At 67.1% G+C, this 547-nt stretch carries 1 protein-coding gene; it reads left to right on the forward strand.

What is annotated here, in order from left to right; all coding sequences use genetic code 11:
• A partial coding sequence (locus MOV75_RS41340) for a glycosyltransferase N-terminal domain-containing protein (RefSeq protein WP_309487023.1) occupies positions 1 to 547 on the forward strand: 547 nt, incomplete at both ends.

The following is a 547-nucleotide window of genomic DNA, read 5'->3' on the forward strand; positions in this document are numbered from 1 at the left end:
CTGTCCCGGGACGTGCGGCCGCACGGCCCGCTGGTCTGGATCCACGGTGCCAGTGTCGGCGAGGTGCTGGCCGCAGCGGCGCTGATCGAGCGCTTGCGCGATCTCAATTTGCGCATCCTGCTCACCTCGGGAACCGTCACCTCGGCCGCCGTGGTCGCAAAGCGCTTTCCGCCCGACGTCATCCATCAATACGTGCCGTATGACTCGCCCCGCTATGTCGCGCGCTTCCTCGATCATTGGAAACCGTCGCTGGCGCTGTTCATCGAATCCGATTTGTGGCCGAACCTGATCCTCGCCGGCGCAGCGCGCCGGGTGCCGATGGTGCTGATCAACGGACGGATGTCGCCGCGCTCCTTCCCGCGCTGGCAGCGCATGCACGGCACCATCTCGGCGCTGCTGTCGCGGTTCGATATTTGCCTGGCGCAGTCGAAGACGGATGCCGAACGCTTCTCCGCCCTTGGCGGCCGCGACGTCGTCACCACGGGTAATCTCAAGCTCGACGTGCCGGCGCCGCCGGCCGATCCCGCCAAGCTCGAGCGGCTGATGG

Source organism: Bradyrhizobium sp. PRIMUS42, assembly GCF_023006515.1.
In the GTDB taxonomy this organism is placed as follows: Bacteria; Pseudomonadota; Alphaproteobacteria; order Rhizobiales; family Xanthobacteraceae; genus Bradyrhizobium.